The following is a 16,725-nucleotide window of genomic DNA, read 5'->3' as shown; positions in this document are numbered from 1 at the left end:
CGGCAGCAACAAGGGCCGGTTCGCCAACGACCCCCGGGACGGCGTCCTCGGTATCATGTCGAAGAACACGGAAGCCTCAAGGGCCGGGACTGGAAGTTCGACGACACTCCCGTCTGGCAGGGCAACTTCGAGACCGACAGGGATCTCGAATCCGGGGGCGAGGACGCCCGCACCGGTTTCGGCCCGGCTCTGGAGGCCTCCACCACAGGCAGGGAACCCGGCGTGGCGCCGGCACACTACGGCCACCACTCCGAGGCCGAGGCACGGGTCATGCAGCAGACCATCTCCATCCTGGACGCCGACGGCAAGGGCGACACGATCGCAAGCGACTCCTTCGCGACCGGGCAGGGGGCCAACGGGTCCGTGGCCCACGAGCACGCCAAGGGCGAGGCCAGGCAGAGCTGCATCACCGGCCGCGAAGACGCCGACTCCGCCCTCCGCACCAGGAAGTAGAGAACGATGACCACACCCCCACAGCGGGCAGCCAAGTTCCCGCGCAAGGCGCTCGCCGCCGCCGTCACCGCCGTGGCCGTCCTGGGCGGGCTGCATCTGTGGCTGAACACGAACGCGTTCGGCGATGCTGCCCTGTGCGGGGGCGCGGTAACAGCCGGGGCTGCCGAGACGATACTCACCGGCGCGGGCAGGATCTCCGACCGGCCCGGCCCGCGCAGCGGCACCGACGACGGCAAGACCCGGTTCGACTGCGTCATCGAGCGCAGGGCGGCGGCACTGCCGGGCTCCGGTACCCAGACGCTCCACATCCAGGGAACCAGCGAACGAGGCGACTTCGCCTTCACCGGCGGCCGCTGGCCCGACGCCTCGACCGTGTCGTTCTTCCCGGGCGGGGGCGCCGCCCCCGGCCGCGCCTGGGTTCAGCTCCCGGAGACCTGCACTGCCGGGCAGCCAGGTCTGGTCGAGGCGTACGCCCCGGAGACCGCGGATCCCGAACAGCTGGTCCGGCTGCTGACCGGCACCGCGAACCGGATCAGTACCCGGGCCGGCTGCGCCCCGCCCGCACCGCTGGCCGCCCCCGCCCGCATCAGCCCGGCGGCACCGCAGCGCCTGGCCGCGGCGGGCAGTGTGTGCGGCCTGCCCGGCTTCACCGTCCCGGCCGTCCTCAGGGAAACCGTCCAGGACTCCGGCACCACCTGGAGCTGCGGAACCGCTGCCGGCGAGGGCGCGAGGCAGGCCTACGCCACACTCTCCGCGACCCAGGACCCGGCCGTCATCTCGGGAATCCGGAAGTCGAAGGGGTTCACGGGGCAGGGGTTCGACGCCACCCACATCGTCTCGGACTGCTCCGGCAAGCCCACGTACTTCGCCATGGAGACCGGCGTCCGCTACACGGAATCCTTCGGTGCGGGCGTACCCGATCCCCACGACCTGTTCACCGCCTTCACCCAAGCGGCCGAGGCCAAATTCGGCTGTGCCAAGCCCGCATGACCGCACCGGCGCGGCCGGCGACCGACGGCGTGAGAACCGTTGCCCGTGTCCTCGCCCCTCTTGGCCTCAGGCGCCGGGTACGGGCGTGGGCGGGTGTGGCAAGGGGCCCTTTGGCGCGCTTCACGAGAGGGAGCGCAGCACGCCCTCCGGACCGGACAGCGGATCGTCTCCGGCCACCGCGATCGGTCATTCGAAGTAGAGGTCGCCCTGGCCGGTTTGGCCGAGGTTGTTCTGCCAGCCGGCGGAGACGTTGGTGCCGCCGTTGAAGCTGGTTCCGTTGCCGACGCGGATGGCTACGGTTCCGTCGGTGCTCTGGACGATGAGGTCGGCTTTGTTGTCGCCGTTGGCGTCGGCGAAGTAGAGGCGTCCTTGTCCGGTTTGGCCGAGGTAGTTCTGCCAGCCGGCGGTCAGGTTCAGGTTGGCGCCGAAGCTGGTGCCGCTTCCCAGGTGGGTGCCGATCGCACCGTCCGTGCCGTGGATGAGGAGGTCGGTCTTGCCGTCTCCGTTGATGTCGGCGAAGTAGAGGCGGCCCTTGCCCGCGTCTGCGAGGTAGTTCTGCCAGCCGGCGGAGATGGTGGTGCTGGCGCCGAAGCTGGTTCCGTTGCCCAGGCGTAGTCCGATGGTTCCGTCGGGGCTCAACACGAGGAGGTCGGCCTTGTTGTCGCCGTTGGCGTCGGCGAAGTAGAGGCGTCCTTGTCCGGGCTGGCCGAGGTAGTTCTGCCAGCCGGCGGAGACGTTGGTGCTGGCGCCGAAGCTGGTTCCGTTGCCCAGGCGCAGTCCGATGGTTCCGTCGGGGCTGGCGACGAACATGTCCTTCTTGCCGTCGCCGTTGGCGTCGGCGAAGTACAGGACTCCCTGTCCCGGGCCGCCGAGGTAGTTCTGCCAGCCCGAACTGACCACCGCGCCCCCGCCGAATCCGCTGCCCCCGTTGCCCGGCCGCAGACCCACCGTGCCGTCCGTGCCCAGGACCACCAGGTCCGCCTTGCCGTCACCCGTCATGTCCGCAGATGAAGCGCTCTGGTCGTCGGTGATGTTGTCGTACCGGCGAGGGCTGAAGGTGCCGTGGCCGGCGAAGTACGGGTAGTCGACGGTCCGGTCGACCGCACCGACGCTGCCCGATTCCTCATAGGCCCGGTACTTGGTGTGGTCCGCGTTGGCCCAGCCGTTGAAGATGACGACATGCCCGTTGACGCCGGAGTCCGGGTTGAGCAGGATGTCGCCGGGTTTCAGTGACTCCTTGGCTATAGAGGAGGTGACGTTCATCAGGGAGCCGGTGGTTTCGCCGTAGTTGTTGGCGGACGAGGACGGCAGGTGCCAGGCCATCGAGACGAAGCCCGAACAGTCCGTCCGGTAGCGTCCGTTCTCATCGGTCCGGTAGCTGGTCATGCTGTAGCCGACCCCGGCGTCGATCCATGTCCTGGCTCTCGAGAGCACCTCGGAGCGGCTGATGCTGCCACCCGCCGAGGAATCGGCGGTCGCGGCGGCGGAGAAGGTGTGAGGTGCGGCGGCGGCCAGTTGCTCAGGCGTAGCAGTGGTGGGGTTGGGCACGTTCGGGGTGAAGTGCGTCAGGAAGGCCGAGCCGGCCGTGATCGCGGCGGACGCCGGCGGCACCGGGGTGTCCGCGCTGGCGGGGCCGAGCGTGGTGATGGTGAGCGCGCCGGCGGCGGCGATGGCCAGGGCGAGGCGACTGATCGCGTTCATGCTGAAGTCCTCGGGAAGGTCGATGCGAGTCGACGGCTCTCCGGAGACGGAGGCCGCGGGAAGTGCGAAGGGAAGCCGTTACGGGGATCGCTGTCCTGCAGGTGCAGCGATCCGGGGGAGGAGCCGGCAACGGACCGCGTCAGCCGGTGGCGAGGTCCGGGGCGTAACCGAGTCCGCCCAGGGGGGCCAGCGTTCTGTTCAGGAGGCTGGCGACGCGCTCTTGGGCGACGGCCGGGGTTTCCGCACGGACGAACACCACCAGGTCGATGCCGTGCGGTGCCGTACGGGCGGTGATGTGTTCCAGTGCGTGATGGGGACGGGCGTGGGCCCACAGGACGTCGTGAACCAGTTGCGCGTCACCCGCGCCGCCGAGCAGGTCCGTACGGCGCACGAGTGAGGCGTGGACGGGCCGCAACAGAAGTCAGTCCCAGCCGATGCCGTCGAGGAGGTCGTCGGCGTGGGTGGCGGGGGCCGTCGTGACTCCGTCCCAGCCGATGCCGTCCAGGGCGCCGTCGACATCCCCGGACTGTGCGGCGCTGGCGGTGGCCGCGTATGCCGTACCGGCCAGGGCGAGCGGCGAGGCAGCCCCGGACAGTGCGAGCGAGATGGCGGCGGTGGCGAGCAGGCGGGCGGTCCGAGACATGGCGATCCCCTTGATTTGCGGAGCAGTTGAATGACGCGGCGCCGGAGCCGTGCTGCGATGGAGCGCGGTCGGTCGTGTCGGGCGACGCTTCGGCGTGGTGTGGTGGCGGTGCGTGCGGGTGACGGCTATACGGTGGCCGGCCCGGTCAGCCAGGTGGTCCTGCTCCCCGCCGCCCTCTCCGTTGAACACCATCCTGCTCGCCCTCCCGGGGCCGGGGAAGGCATTCCCGCTGGCACCAACGCGCCTGGCCTCTTGGTGCCAGACCGCCCGCCGGCGGGTGCTTGCATCATGCTTGCGATGAGCTCGGGCAACTTGACATGATCTCGCGGCAACGCAGCGCCATTGGACTGTTCCATTCGGCTGGGGGGCTGAACGTATGTTCGAAGTCTTGGGGTTGGACGCCCAAACCGAAGCGGTCTACCGGGAGATGCTCGCGAACCCGCTCGAGGGGGTTGCGCAGTTATGCGCGCGGCTGGCGCTTGCGGAGACCACCGTCAGGGACTGTCTGGATCGGCTCACCGACCTCCAGCTGCTGCGCTCCTCGCGCGAGAGCCCGGGCACCGTGCGGGTGATCGGGCCGGAGCGCGCCCTGGAGTTGGTGCTTCGTCGACAGGAGGAGGAACTCCTGGCTCGACAGGTGGAGTTGACCCGGCGTAGGGCGTCCGCGGCACGTGACGTCGCCGAATATGCGCACTTGCGCCCCAACACCGTCTCCGGCGCCACAGAACGACTGGTGGGTCTGGATGCGATCCAGACGAAGCTCGAAGTGCTCGCGGAGGAAGTCTCCCGCGAGTGCCTGTCCGTCATGCCCGGCGCCCAGTCGCAACCCAGTCTCGATGCGTCCCGCCCGCTCGATGAAAGTGCGCTGGCCCGGGGGGTCTCGCTGTTGACGCTCTATCAGGACAGTGCGAGAAACGATCCGCCGACCTACGCCTACGCCCGGTGGATGACGGAGCGCGGCGGCATGGTCCGCACCTGCCCTGTGCTCCCGCCGCGCCTGCTCGTCTTCGACCGCGAGGTCGCCGTCGTCCCCATCGATCCCGCCAACACCCGCCTCGGCGCGCTGTGCACCAGGGAGCCGGGCATCGTCGCCTCGTTGGTCGCCCTGTTCGAACAGACCTGGCAGATGGCCGTGCCGCTGGGCGCGAGCGAACCGCAGCGCGCCGAGAGCGGACTCACCCCCGCCGAGAGCGAACTGCTGAAGCTCCTCGCCGCCGGGATGACGGATGAGAGCGCCGGCAAACGACTCGGGCTCTCGCTGCGGACCGTACGACGTCAGATGGCCGCACTCATGGAGCGGCTTGATGCGTCGAGCCGGTTCGAGGCCGGGCTGAAGGCCGCGCAACGGGGCTGGCTCTGATCTCACCCGGCTCTCCACACACCTATCCTCCACGGAAGTTCGGGTAACTCATGAACCGCAGGACACTGTTGAAGGCCGCCGCACTGGCCGTAGGGGCTCCCCTTGCGTCACTCGGGACACCCACCGTGGCCCGGGCTGCCGACAACTACGACGTGGCCGTCTGTGAACAGCTGAAGAACCAGATCCTCATCCACCCGGCGGGTGTCGCGTGGACCCCGGCCAACCGCGTCTGGAGCTGGACGCCGCCTGCCGTCACGGGGAATCCGTGGCGGCTGCTGTCCGACGTCAAATTCCGCAACACCACGAGATTCGGCTGGATCGCCCTGGTCGCCGCCTCCGGAGGCAAGGTCGGCATGGTGAACATCGGCGACGACGACCGACTGCTCTGGCAGGCCGGCCCTGAGGGCAATCCGCACTCCATCGAGCGCATCCCCGACCTCGGGGTCGTCGTGACCGCTTCCTCCGAGCAGCGTGGCACCGACCTCGACGGCTACCCGGGGTTCCTGACCGTCTACGGGCCGACGAACTCCGACGACCCCGGCACGCTCGCCAAGGTGCAGGAGATCAAGTACCAGGGCGCTCACGGCCTTTGGTACGACGGCAGTTACCTGTGGGCGCTCGGTACCTGGACCATCACCAAGTACCAGGTCACCGGCGACCACCGCACCACCCGGCTCGAAAAGGTCTGGGGACACACCTTCCCCACCGCCTTCAACGGCCACAGCCTCGACACCGACCGCAGCGACCCCGCCTACCTGCTCATCACAGGGGGCGGCAGCGTCCAGCGGCTCCGCAAATCCGACGGGGCCCTCTCTGCGATGACCCCCACCGCGGGAGGAGTGAAGTCCTTCGCCCGGGTCGCCACAGGTGAGTCCTTCTGGCTCCAGGCCGGGACGAGTCCGGACTGGTGGAATTCGTACATCCAGTTCTTCGACAGCGCGGGAGCCAAATCCTTCGCGCGCAGTCTCGAGGGCTACGGCTACACCGGCCAGTTCTACAAGGCCCGCTTGTCGAGCGTGGCCTTCAGCTGACCGTCCGGGTCGCACGGTCGGGACGGCCCGCGCGACTCCGGCGGGGAGGACGCCCGGCGGTACTGAGAGGAGGCCCTCGCCGGCGACGTGGCCGGCATCCGGGGCGGCACCACCGGCGAGGGGATCCACCTGGGGGCGATGGCCGGCAGCCTTGACCTGGTCGAACGCGGCCTCACACGTCTGGAGGCCGGGGGTGTCGGGCTGCGCATCGACCCCCTGGGCGTCCGAGTGTCATGGTTCCCCACGGCCCCCAAGGCCTGATGGCCCCATGCGGCCGGACGCCATCAGGCGGATCGTGGTAGATGCCCCGCACACACCCTGCGGGCTTGAATCCGAGGAGCAGACCGTGAGCAGGAAGCGAGTCCTGGTCTGCCTGCGACAGCAAGCACGGCGCGACCGCCGGCATCGCCCGGTCCGGTTCTTCAGCAGGGGGTCCCGTCGATGCCGGCGCGGAGGTAGGTCATGTTCCACACCAGCTCGCCCAACCCGCTGCGCCGAGCGGACGATCGCGGACGTACCCGCTGGTACAAGGCCCTCGTCCTCTCGCTGATCGTCGCGGTCGCCTGTGGCGTGGCAGCCGGAACGGCTGCCTGGAAAGCCGACAGCCGCGCCGCCCGGGAGGAGGCCGCACACCGGCACCGGATCACCGCCACGACGCTCGCCGATGCCGCGAGCAGGCAGGCCGGACGTGTGGCCGGGGCTCTTGAGGCCACGGCGCAGGCCGCTTGGCGGTTCCCCGCAGCCGTCCGTCACACGGCGACGCTCACGGTCCCCGAGGGCACGGCTTCCGGTACGCCGGTGCGGATATGGGTGGACGATGCGGGCCGGGAGGCCACGCCTCCGCGCGCCGGGAGCGAGATGGCTCTGTCAGCAGTGGCCGCCGGGACCTGGACGGCCGGCCTGATCGCGGTCTCGGCCGCAGGAGTGGTCAACCTCGGGCTGCGCAGGCTTGACACCCGTGCCCTCACCGCCTGGGAACGCGAATGGGAACAGGTCGAACCCGGCTGGTCCGGTCGGCTCCGCAGCGGTCCGGGAGCCGAAGACGACTGATGCGAGTCCCCGAACCGGGCCTCACGGTCCACCGGGATCACGGCATGTGTCATCACGTCGTCGACGGTGTTCAGGTGCTGCACGGCTCCTCCTCGGAGTACGGGTATGCGCCGAGCGTGGAGGCGCTGCCCCATGGGCGACAGGGCGGGCCGGGGCCCGTGCGGGACCGTTCGGCCCTGGTGGTGCGGTCCGGGTGGTGGTTCCATGGAGGTGACGGAAAGAGTCCTTTGAGGATGCGGAGAAGCGGCCCATGGCCGTGCACCGCACAATCGGGATCCGCGAGAAGCGGGTGGGCTCTTTCCGCCGTGGCGCGTGGGCAGCGTGTCGCGGGCGGACATCGACACCACCTGCGAGCGAAGGCGAAGGCGAACGCGAGTAGCCGGTCGGACGCCTGGTGGATGACTACCGAGAGCCGCTCCACGCTGCGCCGCGTGGACCGTGACGGCCGGAGCCGACCGGACCGGCAGCCCGGTCATGTCGTACGCGCCCGGTTGGCGATCTCGTAACCGTTGAGGTGGAGGACCGGCAGGACCGGGCCGTCTCGGACCGGGTCGAGGAACTTGTCGAGTGCCGGATGGCGCGGTACCCCGCCGGGGTAGGAAAACTGCCGGAGCAGCTTCCGCGTCCCCTCGCCGTCCCGGCTGACGTCCGGGTACGCAGTGCCCGGGCTCGGGGTTTGATGTGCTCGGGCCGCAGCGGCTCGGCCCGGGGCCGGTCACAGCGGAGCGGCACCGTCGGCCGACTCCACTGCCGCCGTGGGCCGTTGGCTCGGCGGGACCAGGGTGTGGCTGGCGATGACCGCTGCCTGCACGCGCCGTTCGACACCGAGCTTGGTGAAGAGCCGCGAGACGATGTTCTTGATCGTCTTCTCTGCGAGGAAGAGCTGCTCGCCGATCTCCCGATTGGTGAGGCCGTCGCTCACGAGGATGAGGATCTCGCGTTCCCGGTCGGTCAACCCGGGGAGTCCGGGGGGCTGTTCCTCCTTCGGGGCGTCGCCCCTGATCCGGGCCATCAGGCGGGTGGCGGCGCCGGGGTCGAGCATGGACTGGCCCGAGGCGACGGTGCGTACGGCGGAGACGAGGTCGGTGCCGGTGATCTGCTTGAGGACGTACCCCGACGCGCCGGCCATCACCGCGTCCAGGAGTGCTTCCTCGTCGTCGAAGGAGGTGAGCATCAGGCAGGCGAGTTCGGGCATCCGGGACCGCAGTTCGCGGCACACGCTCACCCCGTCGCCGTCCGGCAGCCGCACGTCCAGGACCGCCACCTGCGGGCGCAACGCCGGGATGCGGACCAGGGCTTGTTCCGCCGTGCCCGCTTCGCCGATCACGGTCAGGTCGGGCTCGGCGTCCAGCAGGTCGTGGACGCCACGGCGGACCACCTCGTGGTCGTCCAGGAGGAACACGCCGATCGGCGCGGGCGACTTCGCGGGAGACGGGCCGCTCTCGATCATGACGCAACTCCTTCGGGGGCGCCCACCCTCCGCGGGCGTGCGAGTGCCTGAATCCTGCCGTTCGCAAGGGCCGGTCGGACAGGGCCGATCGGCCCCTTGTCGCGGATGCGCTCCTCGGGGCCCGTACCGCCGGGCGGGAAGAGGGACCTTCGGCCCTTGGTAGGGACCGACCGGTCCTTACCAAGGGCCGGTCCGGTGCGCTGAGCTGTGAGGAGTACGGGGACGGCGCGGCTGAGCCAGGGAGCCGCATGGAACGTGAAGGTGTGCCATGGCCACGCAGCTGATCGCACTGACGTGCGCGGTAGGAGAGGGTTCCGAAGTGACGGCGTCCCTCGGCGGTGAACTCGATTTCCACACGAGTAAGCAGATCGGACCCAGACTGATGCAGTTCGCGCGCTTATCGGGCCCCGAGTTCACGCTGGACCTGTCCGGCCTCACCTTCTGTGACAGCTCCGGCATCGACCTGCTCCTGCGCATGCACCAGTGGTGCGCAGCCTGCGGTACCCGGCTCACGCTCGCCGGGGTTCCCCGCCTGGTGGCCCAGCCGATGCGGGTCCTCGGCGCCGACCGGGTGCTCCTGCCGTCGGGGAGGTGACTCCCGCGCGACGCGGATGCCGGAAGCGAAGGAGGTGCGGACCGTGCAAAGCGAGACGGCGTACGGGGGGCGGGAGCCGTCACCCCGGCGGATGCGGCAGCTGGACCGCGACGAGGCGCTCGGACTGCTGGGGACGGTGTCGCTGGGCCGCATCGTCTTCACCCGGCACGCCCTGCCGGCCGTCCGCCCGGTGAACCACCTCGTGGAGGGCGAGAGCATCGTCGTACGCGTCCACGACGGCGGGGCCCTCGCCTCCCTGCTCGCGCCGTCCGACACCTCGGGGGTCGTGGTCGCCTACGAAGCCGATGCCATCGATGCCGAGACGCACCTCGGCTGGAGCGTCGTGGTGACCGGCTATGCCACCCCGGTGGAGGATCCCGAGGGCTACGCCTCGCGGCTGCGTCCCTGGGTGGCACAGACCATGGTGCGCGCGCTGCGCATCACACCGGACCTGGTCACGGGGTTCCGCCTGGAGGCGGACCCGACCGAGCCCGTGACCGTGTGCGGCTCCTGACCGGTCACGTGCCGGCTGCGCCGGTGAGCGGAGCCCGCCAGACCAGCTCGCTTCCGCCCTCGGACGGGCTTCCCACGGAGAACGTGCCGCCCAGGCCCCGGGCACGCTCGTCGAGGTTGCGCAGGCCGCTGCGGCGGCCCTGGGCAGGAACGCCCCTGCCGTTGTCGGTCACCGTCAGGACGATTTCGTCGTGGGTGGCTTTGAGCGAGACCCCCACCCGGGTGGCGTGCGCGTGACGGGCGGCATTGCTCAGCAGCTCGGTCAGCACGGCCATGGCATGGTCGGCGACCTGTGTGGACACGTCGGTGTCCAGCAGCCCCTCCATGCTGAGGCGGGGCGGGTGCCCGAGCGTCGTCCCCGCCTCCCCGACCGCCCGGGCGGCACGCGCCCGCAGGCCGGGTCCCGCTTCGCGGTCCTTGGCCCGGAGCCCGAAGATCGTCGATCGGATGATCTTGATGGTCTCGTCCAGGTCGTCGACGGCCCGCCCCACCCGCTCGGCGGCGCCGTCGTGCTCCACCAGCCGGGCCGCGCTCTGCAGGGTCATCCCGGTGGCGAAGAGCCGCTGGATGGCGAGGTCGTGCAGGTCACGGGCGATGCGGTCGCGTTCCTCCAGCAGTGCTATCTGCTCGGCGTCACGCCGCCGCTCGGCGAGCTCCAGCGCCAGCGCGGCCTGGCGGGCGAAGGCCAGCAGGGGTTCCAGCTCACCGTCGGTGAAGACCGGCTCGGACACCGCCCGTGCGAGCAGCAGGACGCCCCGCCCGTCCCCGGCGGCCGTGCCCAGCGGGACGGCCACCGCCGGTCCGAGCGCCGTCCGCTGCTGCGCGCCGCCGCCGTAGAGGTCGTCGGTGGCGAGACTGACGGTGGTGACCGGCTTGCCGGCCTCGTACGCGGCTCCGGAGAGGCTGCCCTCGACCGGTATCACCAGGCCGCGCCGCAGCTCGCTGCCGGGCCCGACCGAGAGCTCCACGGCCAGGTCGTCCGTGCCGTCGAGCGGCATCGAGATGTCGGCGAGCTCGGCGCCCGTGATCTCCTGGGCCCGGCGCGCGATGAGCTCCAGCACCGCGGGACGGGGGCTCCCGGACAGCAGGCTGTTGGTGATCTCGGCGTTCGCCCGCAGCCAGCGCTGCTGCCGCTGGGAGCCCTCGTACAGGCGCGCGTTGTCGATGGCCACCCCGGCGGCGACGGAGAGGGTGGAGATGACCGCCTCGTCCTCGGTGTCGAAGTCCTGGCCGTCGCGCTTGTCGGTCAGGTACAGGTTGCCGAACACCTCGTCGCGGACCCGGATCGGGACGCCGAGGAACGTGCGCATCGGCGGGTGATCGGCCGGGAAGCCGTACGAAGCGGTGTGGCCGCTGAGATCCGTCAGGCGCAGGGGTTCGGGGTGGCGGATGACCTCGCCCAGCAGGCCGTGGCCGGCGGGGAGCGACCCGATCCGGGCGATCTGCTCTTCGGCGAGTCCCACGGTGAGGAACTGCGAGAGCGTCCGGCCGTCGGGTCCGATCACGCCCAGTGCGCCGTAGTCGGCCTCGACGAGCAGGGCGCCGGCCTCCACGATGCGTCGCAGGACCTGGGACAGGTCCAGTTCCCGGCCGACGGAGACGACTGCCTCCAGCAGGCTGTGCACCCGGTCCCGGGTGCCGCGTACGGCATTGATGCGGGCCTGAAGCTCCTCGAGCAGCTCGTCCAGTTGCATCCGCGGTACCTGAGGCAACGGATCCGCCACGCCCACCAGCTCCCTCTGTCCCCACCACCTGGTCCGGTGCCAGCCTATCGAGAGCAGCCGGACGCCGGAGACCCATCGGCCGGACCCGGCGGTCGGACCCATCGGCTCCCTCGCGGCCGGATGGCACGCCGCCGGACGATGCCGGCAGCGGCCCCGAGGAGTCCGATACCCGCGTCCCGAAGCCGCCCGGCCGCCCCCGGAGTCGGCGGCGCGGCGGCCCGCCGGCCGGGGTGCTCTGCGCGCTGGCAGGACACCGACCGCAGCCGTCGCCCAGGACCGATCTCGTCCTCGGCAACCATCACAACGTGTCATCCGTGCTGCCGCACATTCTCGGTGATCGTCGGATCCACGCGGTCCGCCTCGTCCCGGTCACCGTAGTCATGGCACAGGACACAGCGGCACCGGAACGGATCAGCGGTCACGTGCGGAGGCTACGAGGCGAACGTTCGCGTCGGACACCCGGACTCGTGACCACCCTCTCGATCGGTCGGTGGTGTGAAGAGTGCCCGGATGGTTTCGGTGGCCAGGTCTCGGAGCCAGGTGTGGGCGCGGTCGTCGTCGTAGCGCTGGTGCCACAGCAGGTACAGGGGGACATCGGGGAGGGGGAGTGGCAGGGGCAGTGTGGCGAGGCCGAGTTGTTTGCGGGCCGTACGGGTGACCGCGTCGGGGAGGGTGACGACGAGGTCGGATTCGAGGGCGAGTTGCAGTGCGAAGGAGGCGGTGGGCCCGGCGGCGGCGACGCGTCGTTCGAGGCCATGCGTGGTCAGGGCGTCGTCGATCGGGTCGCGCAGGCTGCCGCGTCGCGAAACGGTGAGGTGTTCGGCGGATGCGTAGCGCTCGGGGCTCAGCGGGCCTTCGGTGAGCGGGTGGCCCTGCCGGACGGCGACGACGAGCCGGTCGCTGCCGACGAGGCGGTGGCGGATGTCGGGGAGCGTCGGGGTGCTGGAGCTCGATTCGAGGTCGACCTCACCCCGGCGCAGCTCGGTGTCGTCCGTGCCGGGTTCGGCGGACAGGCGCAGTCGGACGCCGGGGGCCTGGCGGTGGACGGCGGTGATCAGGGCGGTGCCGGAGGCTGCGGTCAGGGCGTCGTGCCAGCGCACGGTGAACACCCGGTCGAGTGCTGTCAGGTCGAGTTCCTGCTGTGTGGAAAGAAGTTGGTGGGCCTGCTGCACGAGGGTGTGGACCTGGGCGCGGATGGCCAGCGCCCGGGTGGTGGGGACCATGCTGCGGCCGGTGCGGACCAGGATCTGGTCACCGGTGGCTTTGCGGATGCGGCCCAGTGAGCGGCTCATCGCCGGTGCGGTGACGTGGAGGCGGGCTGCCGCTCCGGCGACGCTCCCCTCTTCCAGCAGGGCGTCCAGGGCTGTGAGGAGGTTCAGATCCAGTTGCATGGCAGTAACTCTACAAGTGACAAGCATGCACTGGTTGTTAATGGCCCGGCGGCCTACTTTCGAAGTGCGGGGGCGAGACGACGGCCCCGCTTCCACCGATTCCCCAGGGAGACCGCCATGAGCACAGCCATGCCTTTCGACGTCGACGGGACGCTGCTGTCCGACGTGACCGCCGCGGTGAAGGCCGCCGGTGCCACGCTGCGCGACCGCTACACCACCCACGCCCGGGGCGTGAGTCTGGACGAGGTCGTCGGCGAGATCCACGCCAACGACGACGCGGTGCTGGACGTGCTGCGTGAACCCCTGTTGCGGGCCCGGCGCGGGTCGCAGTGGGCCGAGGACGAGCTGGCCGGCGGCGCGCTCCCGCCCGGGGAGTGGTGGGTCGTCGACCCCGCCGAGGGCAACATCAACCACGTCCACGGCATGGACGACTGGGCCGTCACCGCCACCCTGGTCAGCGACAACCTGCCGGTACTCACCGTTGTCCACCTGCCGCTGGCCGGCGACACCTACACTGCGGTCGCCGGCGGCGGTGCCCGCCTCGACGACCGGCCCCTGAAGGTGTCCGCCAAGACCGACCTGGGCGCCGCCCTCATCGGCACCGGTCAGGCCAAGCCCGGCGAGGACGAGCGCACCTTCCGGCGGATCGGTGACTCCGTCACCGCCATGCTCGTCAACGGCCTGGTCGTGCGCGTGTCCGTTCCCTCCACGATGCAGCTCGTCCACGTCGCCGCCGGACGCATGGACGCCTTCTGGCAGTTCTCCGACGTCCGCTCCGGCCTGGTCGCCGGCGCCCTGCTGGTCTCCGAGGCCGGAGGCACCGTCACCGACCTCGCGGGCGAACCCTGGAACACGGGCAGCCGCGACTTCCTGGCCGCCGCCCCCGGCATCCACGCCGCGGCCCGCAAGGTCCTCTCGCCGATCGCCTGACCGGACGTCTCGTCCCCGCCCTTCCCACCCGATACCGCAAGGAGCGTCACCGCATGGCCGGCATCGGCATCCTGGGCGCCGGCCGCGTCGGAACCGACCTCGCCGGCAAGCTCTCCGCAGCCGGACACCACGTCACCCTCGGCACCCGCAACCCCGGGGACACAGCCGCCCGCACCGCCGGACCCGACCCGCGGATCGTCTTCGCCGACCAGCGCACCACCGCCCGCACCACGGACATCGTGTTCAACGCGACGCCCGGCGACAGTTCACCGGACCGCCTCACCGACCTGCACGACGAGCTCTCGGGCAAGATCCTCGTCGACGTCTCCAACGCCACCCGCGACACGGCTGACGGCCTGCCCGGCGATCTGTGCCATCCCGGCAGCAGCCTCGCCGAGAAACTCCAGGCCGTCCTCCCCGGGACGCATGTGGTCAAGAACCTCAACACCATGCTGTTCAGGGTCATGACCGCCCCCGAAACCCTGGCCACCCCGCCGACCGCCTATCTCTCGGGCGACGACGAGAGCGCGAAGAAGACCGCCTCCGGCCTGCTCGGCGACCTGGGCTGGAAACCCGAACGGATCGAGGACCTCGGCGACATCACCACGGCCCGAGCCGCCGAAGCCATGATCCTGATCGTGCCCCACATCCTGCGCCGACACGGGTTCAAGCCCCTCGCCGTCTCCCTCGCCCGCTGACCCGCCGACACCGGGTTCAGACCGAAGCCGGGACTGCCGGGCGAGAACATCCGCCGGCATCCGGTGTGCCGGGTGATGGACTCGTACGCGGGCGGGCCTACTCGTTGGTGACGACGAGCTTGCCGCGGACGTGTCCCGTGGTGGACGCGGCGTGGGCGTCGGCGATGTGTGAGAGGGGGTAGGAGGTGGTGTCGGCGACGCGCAGCTTTCCGGTGGTGACGAGGTCGGCGAGACGCGTCATGTCCGCGGGCCTGGCCCGGTAGAAGAAGTTGACCGCCTTGACGTCCCGGGCCGCGAGGGCGTCCGGGTCGGCGGAGAAGACGGTGCTGACCACGCGCGCTCCGGGCCGCAGGAGCGGAGCGAGGCGTACGTTCAGGGCTTCGGCGGTGCCGGCGAGGTCGAGGACGGCGTCGATTCCGTCGGGGTGCGCCGCCGCGACCGCGTCGGCCGTGTCGGCCGTGCGGTGGTCGATGGTCTCGGCCGCGCCCAGACCGCGGGCGTAGGCGTGGTCCTGCGCGGCGGCGGCGGCGGTGGCGATGACGCGGACGCCCGCGGCGGCCGCGAGCTGGATCGCGTACGAGCCGACTCCACCGGTCGCGCCGACGATGAGCAGCGTTTCGCCCGCCTTGAGGTCCAGCCAGTCCAGGGTGGCGAGGGCGGTGCCGCCGGTCATCGGCAGGGCTGCCGCGGACACGGGGTCGAGGCCGCTCGGCCGGGGGGTCAGGGCCGCGTCCTGCGGGGCGGTCATGTACTGGGCGAACGAGCCGTGCCGGAACGTGTGCGGCCAGGACATGCCGAAGATCTCCTCCCCGGCGGTGAAGGCGTCGACGCCCTCGCCCACGGCGGTGACCTGGCCTGCGACATCGATGCCGAGGGTGAGGGGGAAGGCGTGCGGGGCGCCGGAGCCGGCCAGCTGCCCCGCGGCGATCTTCCAGTCCAGCGGGTTGATGCCGGCGGCGCGCACCTTGATCTGGATCTCACCCGGACCGGGCAGGGGAGTGGGGAGATCGCGCAGGGCGGGAGTGTCGTCGAAGCCGTCGAAGCCGTCGATGGCGAAGGCGTACATGGTGGGGTCCTTCATGGGAGGAGGGGGCGGCCGGCGCGTGCCTGCACTCTCGGCCATTCCATAGGTAACTATCTAATTCGAGCATAGTTGGCTATGGGATGATGTCAAGCGGGCCACGGCGGCCACGGAAGGAGCGGGGTCCATGGTGCGAAGTGACCGCGAGATACAGCCACGGGCGACGGCGCCCCGCGAAGAACCGATGGTCTGCGCCGTGGTCAACCACGCCGCCAGGCTGCTGAGCCAGGCCATCACGGCGCGGCTCGCCGCGCTGGGTGTCAGCCTCGGTCAGCTCCCCGCGCTCCTCGCCCTCTACGAGCAGGACGGGCTGACCCAGAGCGAGCTGGCCCGCCGTACGGGCGTGGAGCAGCCGACCATGGCCCTCAACCTGCGGCGCATGGAACGCGACGGCCTGATCACGCGCACCCCCGACCCCGCGGACGCACGCCGCGCCCTGGTCGCCCTCACCCTCCGGGCGAACGAACTGCGCGACCCCGTCCAGGAACTGCGCGCCGGCATCGACGCCGAATCGCTCACCGGCTTCACCCCTTCCGAGCACGCCCAGCTGCGGGACTTCCTCGACCGCATGACCGCCAACCTCGACACCATGGTGAACAGCCCGGCCCCCGCCCCGCCGGCCCCCTAGGTCGTGTCGTCAAAGTCCCGTCTGGCCGGCGGCCGATCGCCCGGGTCGCGGATCGAATGCGGCCCTAAGCCGGCGCCGCCCCGCCCCGGCCGGTGCCCGTGGGAATGTCGTGGGGAACGGTGGCGGCGGCGCCCGTGCGTACCGCGTCGACCATCACCTGGTGCAGGACGCGGCTGTCCTCCTCGGATGCGCAGTGCACCGGGCTGCCGGTGACGGTGAACCATTCCGAGCCGCCGCTGTACTGCACTGCCACGTGGGCCTCCCGGCCCGACCAGGTGGTGTGCACGGTCAGGTCCCCACTCAGGACCCCGGCCTCCTCGGTGCGCACGCCGCCCCGTCCGGCGAAGACTCCTGTCGTTGTCCACGAAGCCCAGGTCATGGCGCATCGCCCCTCACCGCGGAGTGTCCTTTGCTGCTTCCACGCTACGGCGGGGACGGCATTCGCGCGTGCTCGGTCTGTGCCGCCCGGCCCGCGGGGCCCGCCGGG

Annotated in this window: 19 protein-coding genes and 1 pseudogene; 11 read left to right on the top strand and 9 right to left on the bottom strand. The window is 70.9% G+C overall.

Going from position 1 to position 16,725, the window contains the following annotated elements; all coding sequences use genetic code 11:
* Positions 1–222: 222 nt before the first annotated feature.
* Positions 223–453, top strand: coding sequence for a hypothetical protein (locus tag ACFXGI_RS06840; protein ID WP_384704240.1), 231 nt, complete (start codon positions 223–225; stop codon positions 451–453).
* Positions 454–459: 6 nt separating this feature from the next.
* On the top strand, positions 460–1,443 hold the full coding sequence (locus ACFXGI_RS06835) for a hypothetical protein (protein WP_384704238.1): 984 nt from the start codon (positions 460–462) through the stop codon (positions 1,441–1,443).
* A 186-nt stretch (positions 1,444–1,629) separates the two neighbouring features.
* Here ACFXGI_RS06835 and ACFXGI_RS06830 read toward each other — a convergent pair whose 3' ends face one another.
* From ACFXGI_RS06830 to ACFXGI_RS06820, 3 genes are all read right to left on the bottom strand, one after another.
* On the bottom strand, positions 1,630–3,144 hold the full coding sequence (locus ACFXGI_RS06830; protein ID WP_384704236.1) for an FG-GAP-like repeat-containing protein: 1,515 nt from the start codon (positions 3,142–3,144) through the stop codon (positions 1,630–1,632).
* Positions 3,145–3,283: 139 nt separating this feature from the next.
* Positions 3,284–3,535, bottom strand: coding sequence for a hypothetical protein (locus ACFXGI_RS06825; RefSeq protein ID WP_384704234.1), 252 nt, complete (start codon positions 3,533–3,535; stop codon positions 3,284–3,286).
* Between the two features lie 30 nt (positions 3,536–3,565).
* Positions 3,566–3,787: a hypothetical protein gene (locus tag ACFXGI_RS06820; RefSeq protein ID WP_384704232.1), complete on the bottom strand. Its 222-nt coding sequence runs from the start codon at positions 3,785–3,787 to the stop codon at positions 3,566–3,568.
* 376 nt (positions 3,788–4,163) lie between these two features.
* On the opposite strand from ACFXGI_RS06820, the gene ACFXGI_RS06815 reads away from it, so the two are divergent.
* The 4 genes from ACFXGI_RS06815 to ACFXGI_RS06800 all read left to right on the top strand — a co-directional run bounded on the left by ACFXGI_RS06815 (position 4,164) and on the right by ACFXGI_RS06800 (position 7,228).
* Complete coding sequence (locus ACFXGI_RS06815; RefSeq protein ID WP_384704230.1) at positions 4,164–5,147, top strand: LuxR C-terminal-related transcriptional regulator; 984 nt, start codon at positions 4,164–4,166, stop codon at positions 5,145–5,147.
* A gap of 125 nt (positions 5,148–5,272) precedes the next feature.
* On the top strand, positions 5,273–6,178 hold the full coding sequence (locus ACFXGI_RS06810; RefSeq protein ID WP_384704228.1) for a DUF6528 family protein: 906 nt from the start codon (positions 5,273–5,275) through the stop codon (positions 6,176–6,178).
* An 87-nt stretch (positions 6,179–6,265) separates the two neighbouring features.
* Positions 6,266–6,439, top strand: a complete 174-nt coding sequence (locus tag ACFXGI_RS06805) for a hypothetical protein (protein WP_384704226.1) — start codon at positions 6,266–6,268, stop codon at positions 6,437–6,439.
* Between the two features lie 201 nt (positions 6,440–6,640).
* Positions 6,641–7,228, top strand: coding sequence for a hypothetical protein (locus tag ACFXGI_RS06800; protein ID WP_384704224.1), 588 nt, complete (start codon positions 6,641–6,643; stop codon positions 7,226–7,228).
* Between the two features lie 472 nt (positions 7,229–7,700).
* Here the strand turns inward: ACFXGI_RS06800 and ACFXGI_RS06795 are convergent.
* Both ACFXGI_RS06795 and ACFXGI_RS06790 read right to left on the bottom strand, forming a co-directional pair.
* A pseudogene (locus ACFXGI_RS06795) lies at positions 7,701–7,907 on the bottom strand (hypothetical protein); the annotation flags it as partial.
* Positions 7,908–7,943: 36 nt separating this feature from the next.
* A complete protein-coding gene (locus ACFXGI_RS06790) occupies positions 7,944–8,678 on the bottom strand; it encodes a response regulator (RefSeq protein WP_384704222.1) in 735 nt (244 codons plus the stop codon).
* 268 nt (positions 8,679–8,946) lie between these two features.
* Here ACFXGI_RS06790 and ACFXGI_RS06785 point away from each other — a divergent pair, with 268 nt between their 5' ends.
* Together ACFXGI_RS06785 and ACFXGI_RS06780 are read left to right on the top strand one after the other, a co-directional pair.
* On the top strand, positions 8,947–9,273 hold the full coding sequence (locus ACFXGI_RS06785) for an STAS domain-containing protein (protein ID WP_384704220.1): 327 nt from the start codon (positions 8,947–8,949) through the stop codon (positions 9,271–9,273).
* A 91-nt stretch (positions 9,274–9,364) separates the two neighbouring features.
* A complete protein-coding gene (locus ACFXGI_RS06780) occupies positions 9,365–9,787 on the top strand; it encodes a pyridoxamine 5'-phosphate oxidase family protein (protein WP_384704524.1) in 423 nt (140 codons plus the stop codon).
* 4 nt (positions 9,788–9,791) lie between these two features.
* On the opposite strand, the gene ACFXGI_RS06775 is transcribed toward ACFXGI_RS06780, so the two are convergent.
* Together ACFXGI_RS06775 and ACFXGI_RS06770 are read right to left on the bottom strand one after the other, a co-directional pair.
* Positions 9,792–11,480 carry a GAF domain-containing protein gene (locus ACFXGI_RS06775; RefSeq protein WP_384704218.1) on the bottom strand — a complete coding sequence of 563 codons (1,689 nt, stop codon included), beginning with the start codon at positions 11,478–11,480 and terminating at the stop codon, positions 9,792–9,794.
* A gap of 461 nt (positions 11,481–11,941) precedes the next feature.
* Complete coding sequence (locus ACFXGI_RS06770) at positions 11,942–12,901, bottom strand: LysR substrate-binding domain-containing protein (RefSeq protein ID WP_384704216.1); 960 nt, start codon at positions 12,899–12,901, stop codon at positions 11,942–11,944.
* 117 nt (positions 12,902–13,018) lie between these two features.
* Between ACFXGI_RS06770 and ACFXGI_RS06765 the strand changes: the two genes are divergently transcribed.
* Positions 13,019–13,831: an inositol monophosphatase family protein gene (locus ACFXGI_RS06765; protein WP_384704214.1), complete on the top strand. Its 813-nt coding sequence runs from the start codon at positions 13,019–13,021 to the stop codon at positions 13,829–13,831.
* A 53-nt stretch (positions 13,832–13,884) separates the two neighbouring features.
* A complete protein-coding gene (locus ACFXGI_RS06760; RefSeq protein ID WP_384704212.1) occupies positions 13,885–14,529 on the top strand; it encodes an NADPH-dependent F420 reductase in 645 nt (214 codons plus the stop codon).
* A gap of 97 nt (positions 14,530–14,626) precedes the next feature.
* On the opposite strand, the gene ACFXGI_RS06755 is transcribed toward ACFXGI_RS06760, so the two are convergent.
* Positions 14,627–15,610: an NADP-dependent oxidoreductase gene (locus tag ACFXGI_RS06755; protein WP_384704210.1), complete on the bottom strand. Its 984-nt coding sequence runs from the start codon at positions 15,608–15,610 to the stop codon at positions 14,627–14,629.
* Positions 15,611–15,737: 127 nt separating this feature from the next.
* On the opposite strand from ACFXGI_RS06755, the gene ACFXGI_RS06750 reads away from it, so the two are divergent.
* Positions 15,738–16,238, top strand: a complete 501-nt coding sequence (locus ACFXGI_RS06750; protein ID WP_384704208.1) for a MarR family winged helix-turn-helix transcriptional regulator — start codon at positions 15,738–15,740, stop codon at positions 16,236–16,238.
* Between the two features lie 64 nt (positions 16,239–16,302).
* Here the strand turns inward: ACFXGI_RS06750 and ACFXGI_RS06745 are convergent, their stop codons facing one another.
* Entirely contained in the window at positions 16,303–16,617 is a 315-nt protein-coding gene (locus ACFXGI_RS06745) for a hypothetical protein (protein ID WP_384704206.1), read from the bottom strand.
* Positions 16,618–16,725 lie beyond the last annotated feature (108 nt).

Origin of the sequence: Streptomyces sp. NPDC059355 (assembly GCF_042752335.1) — a bacterium.
In the GTDB taxonomy this organism is placed as follows: Bacteria; Actinomycetota; Actinomycetes; order Streptomycetales; family Streptomycetaceae; genus Streptomyces.
The sequence above is the reverse complement of the archived record's forward strand: the minus strand, read 5'-3'. Positions and strand labels throughout refer to the sequence as shown.

What these genes read in the sequence shown, in the direction of transcription:
- ACFXGI_RS06835 (WP_384704238.1), top strand. Translation starts at nt 460, where the DNA reads ATGACCACACCCCCACAGCGGGCAGCCAAGTTCCCGCGCAAGGCGCTC.
- ACFXGI_RS06830 (WP_384704236.1), bottom strand. Translation starts at nt 3,144, where the DNA reads ATGAACGCGATCAGTCGCCTCGCCCTGGCCATCGCCGCCGCCGGCGCG.
- ACFXGI_RS06820 (WP_384704232.1), bottom strand. Translation starts at nt 3,787, where the DNA reads ATGTCTCGGACCGCCCGCCTGCTCGCCACCGCCGCCATCTCGCTCGCA.
- ACFXGI_RS06815 (WP_384704230.1), top strand. Translation starts at nt 4,164, where the DNA reads ATGTTCGAAGTCTTGGGGTTGGACGCCCAAACCGAAGCGGTCTACCGG.
- ACFXGI_RS06800 (WP_384704224.1), top strand. Translation starts at nt 6,641, where the DNA reads ATGTTCCACACCAGCTCGCCCAACCCGCTGCGCCGAGCGGACGATCGC.
- ACFXGI_RS06790 (WP_384704222.1), bottom strand. Translation starts at nt 8,678, where the DNA reads ATGATCGAGAGCGGCCCGTCTCCCGCGAAGTCGCCCGCGCCGATCGGC.
- ACFXGI_RS06785 (WP_384704220.1), top strand. Translation starts at nt 8,947, where the DNA reads ATGGCCACGCAGCTGATCGCACTGACGTGCGCGGTAGGAGAGGGTTCC.
- ACFXGI_RS06780 (WP_384704524.1), top strand. Translation starts at nt 9,365, where the DNA reads ATGCGGCAGCTGGACCGCGACGAGGCGCTCGGACTGCTGGGGACGGTG.
- ACFXGI_RS06775 (WP_384704218.1), bottom strand. Translation starts at nt 11,480, where the DNA reads ATGCAACTGGACGAGCTGCTCGAGGAGCTTCAGGCCCGCATCAATGCC.
- ACFXGI_RS06770 (WP_384704216.1), bottom strand. Translation starts at nt 12,901, where the DNA reads ATGCAACTGGATCTGAACCTCCTCACAGCCCTGGACGCCCTGCTGGAA.
- ACFXGI_RS06765 (WP_384704214.1), top strand. Translation starts at nt 13,019, where the DNA reads ATGAGCACAGCCATGCCTTTCGACGTCGACGGGACGCTGCTGTCCGAC.
- ACFXGI_RS06760 (WP_384704212.1), top strand. Translation starts at nt 13,885, where the DNA reads ATGGCCGGCATCGGCATCCTGGGCGCCGGCCGCGTCGGAACCGACCTC.
- ACFXGI_RS06755 (WP_384704210.1), bottom strand. Translation starts at nt 15,610, where the DNA reads ATGAAGGACCCCACCATGTACGCCTTCGCCATCGACGGCTTCGACGGC.
- ACFXGI_RS06750 (WP_384704208.1), top strand. Translation starts at nt 15,738, where the DNA reads ATGGTGCGAAGTGACCGCGAGATACAGCCACGGGCGACGGCGCCCCGC.
- ACFXGI_RS06745 (WP_384704206.1), bottom strand. Translation starts at nt 16,617, where the DNA reads ATGACCTGGGCTTCGTGGACAACGACAGGAGTCTTCGCCGGACGGGGC.